Source organism: Mycobacterium sp. TH-M15 (assembly GCF_057473705.1).
Map to the genome: position 1 here is coordinate 1 of NZ_JBYCLB010000219.1, position 2,723 is coordinate 2,723.

2 protein-coding genes are annotated in these 2,723 nt (G+C 69.3%); both read right to left on the bottom strand.

Annotation, left to right across the window (positions count from 1 at the left end):
* Positions 1 to 100: 100 nt before the first annotated feature.
* Positions 101 to 1,117 carry an AurF N-oxygenase family protein gene (locus AC2VNT_RS05190; protein ID WP_486945836.1) on the bottom strand — a complete coding sequence of 339 codons (1,017 nt, stop codon included), beginning with the start codon at positions 1,115 to 1,117 and terminating at the stop codon, positions 101 to 103.
* A 126-nt stretch (positions 1,118 to 1,243) separates the two neighbouring features.
* On the bottom strand, positions 1,244 to 2,723 hold a 1,480-nt coding region (locus AC2VNT_RS05195; RefSeq protein WP_486945837.1), incomplete at its 5' end, for a flavin-containing monooxygenase.

Sequence of the window (2,723 nt, forward strand, 5' to 3'; positions counted from 1 at the left end):
GGCCGACCGCTGGCCGGAGCCCGAGTGCGTGCACGACTGGCAGCCGGAGCTGTTCGTCGACGACGTCCGGGCGTTCTTCGCCACGGTGCGCTGAGCCAAGCTAAGCCGGCCGGCGCTGCGGCTCGCCGCGGTAGCGAGCCGGCGCGCCGCCGATCCGGTACATCCGCCAGGCCAGCTTGGCCACCGGGTTCATCAGGCCGGTGTCGCCGCAGAGCATCCGCACGTCGGCGAACATGTCCCGCAAGAACTTTCGCGAGTACGGCGAGCTGAGCACCATCTGCCGGCGCACCCGGCGCGGAATCCGGTACTGCCGCCGCACCGATCGCGGTATCTGCACGGTGGCCACGCCGAGCACCCGCATGATCAGCGGCACCCACAGCGACAGCACGAACCGCTTCCAACGGGCCAGGCCGGTCAACCGCTGGCGCAGGTACTCGTGGGCAAAGGAGATGTGCCGCGCCTCCTCGGCGACGTGCGCGGCCATCACCCGCTGCACCAGCGGGTGCCCCGACGCGCCTTCGCGCAGCGCGCTCTTCTGCACGTGGTCGAACGGGTCCTCGCCGGCGATCACCCCGAAGAAGAAGGCGTTCGGCGCCAGCCCGGCGTAGAACGGCGCGAACAGCGAGAGCCACCGCAGATAGCGCGGCATGCCGGCGACGTCGACCCCGACCCGGTTCACCACCTCTTGGAACATCATGATGTGGTTGCACTCCTCGGCCGCCTCGTGCAGGCAGTACCGGTGCTCGGGTGCGCCGTTGGGGATGAGGAACGCGTAGTTGGTCAGCCCGCGGATCAGCACGCTCTCCAGCTGCGAGCCGACCTTGGCGATGTTGGCCTGCCGCCACCGGCCGATCGCGATCTGCCGCTCGATCGGCTGCTCGCGATACCACCGGTGGTGACCGATCGGGTCGGTCGTCGAGAGCACCCAGCGCGGGTCGTCGGCGGTGACGGCCAGCTCCGGGGCGTCCCAGTCGATGTCGGCGAACGGGTGGAGGCCGCGGTGTACGGAGGCCTCCGAGAGGGTGTCGAGCAGCGCGAGGTAGCCGGTGTCCCGCCGGACGTCGAGGGCGTGTCGCCATCGGCGCGCGGCGCCCGCCCCGGTCGTCTCATCGGTCATCGCAAAACCCCTACGGCTGCGGAGCCGCTGGTCGGCGGCTCCCGGCCCGCATCACGTCCGGCCAGTTAACCAGGTCCGCGCCGTTCGCGTCGGCACCGATCCCGAAGCTTAACGGTACCGTAAGAATCACGTCATCTGGTAGTCGCTGAGCGGGAACCGCTCCTGCTCGGTGACCGCGTTGCGCACCGTGGTCGGCCGGAACAGCGGCGCCTCCCCGTTGTGGTTGAACCAGTAGGACCGCGAGTCGGCGCAGCTGCCCAGGTGGAACACCGAATCGGCCAGCAGTTCGGTCATCCGGTCCAAAAACCGGGTGTTGGCCTCCTCGGTGACCTCGAAGACGGCCGCGCCGCGGCGCTGCAGCTCCGAGAAGAGCCGGTCCATGTGCCGCATCTGGTACTCGACGGTGTTGAACCAGCTCAGCCCCACCCAGGCGTACGGGCTGGCCATGGTCAAAAAGTTCGGGAAGGCCGGGATGGCGACGCCCTGGTAGGCCTGGAACCGGGTCTCCCGCCACCATTTGCCCAGGTTGCGGCCGCCGCGGCCGATCACCTCGATCGACGGCAGGTTGTCGTCCCAGACGTCGAAGCCGGTGGCCAGCACCAGGGTGTCGATGCGCTGCTTGCTGCCGTCGCAGGCGACGATGCCGTCCGGCTCGATCCGGTCGATGCCGCTGGTCTGCAGGTGCACATGCGGCTTGGCGAACGCCCGGTAGTAGGTGTTGGACATGGTCGGCCGTTTGCAGCCGAAGTCGTACTGCGGGTTGAGCTTGGCCGACAGCTCCCGGTCGCGCACCGCCAGCATCCGGTGCGCCTGGGACAGGTGCGACGCCGCGCCGTTGACCCGCCGGAAGTAGCGGTACTTCCACATCGCCACCACCATCATGAACTCCATCACCGAGTCGGTGACGAAGCGCAGCGCCCGCTGAGCCAGCGGCCAGCGGGCGAAGAGCCGCTGCACCGCCGGCGGGAAGCCGACGTCGAGCTTGGGCATCACCCAGATCGGGGTGCGCTGGTAGACGGTGAGCTCGGCGACCTCCTTGGCCAGCTCCGGAATCACCTGCACCCCGGTGGAGCCGGTGCCGATCACCGCGGCTCGCCGGCCGGCCATCGAGTAGCTCTCGTCCCAGTCGGCGGTGTGCACGATCCGCCCGGCGAAGGTGTCGATGCCGGGGATCTCCGGGGTGCGCGGCCGGCTCAGGAAGCCGGTGGCGGCGATCAGGAACCGCGCGCTGAGCGTCTCTCCGCCGGTGACCGCGACCCGCCACAGCCGCGCGTCCTCGTCCCAGCGGGCGCCGTCGACGCTGGTGTTGAACCGCATGTAGCGGCGCACGTCGTATTTGTCGACGACGTGCTCGGCGTAGCGTTTGAGCTCGGTTCCCGGCGGAAACAGCCGGGACCAGTACGGATTCGGCTCGAACCAGTAGGAGAAGGTGGTCGCCGGCACGTCGACGGTCAGGCCGGGATAGCGGTTGACGTGCCAGGTCCCGCCCAGGTCGTCCTCACGGTCGACGATCAGGATGTTGCGGTAGCCGAGCCGGTTGAGCTGGATGGCCGCGCCGATGCCGCCGAAACCCGCCCCCACGATCACCGCGTCGTAGTGCTGGACG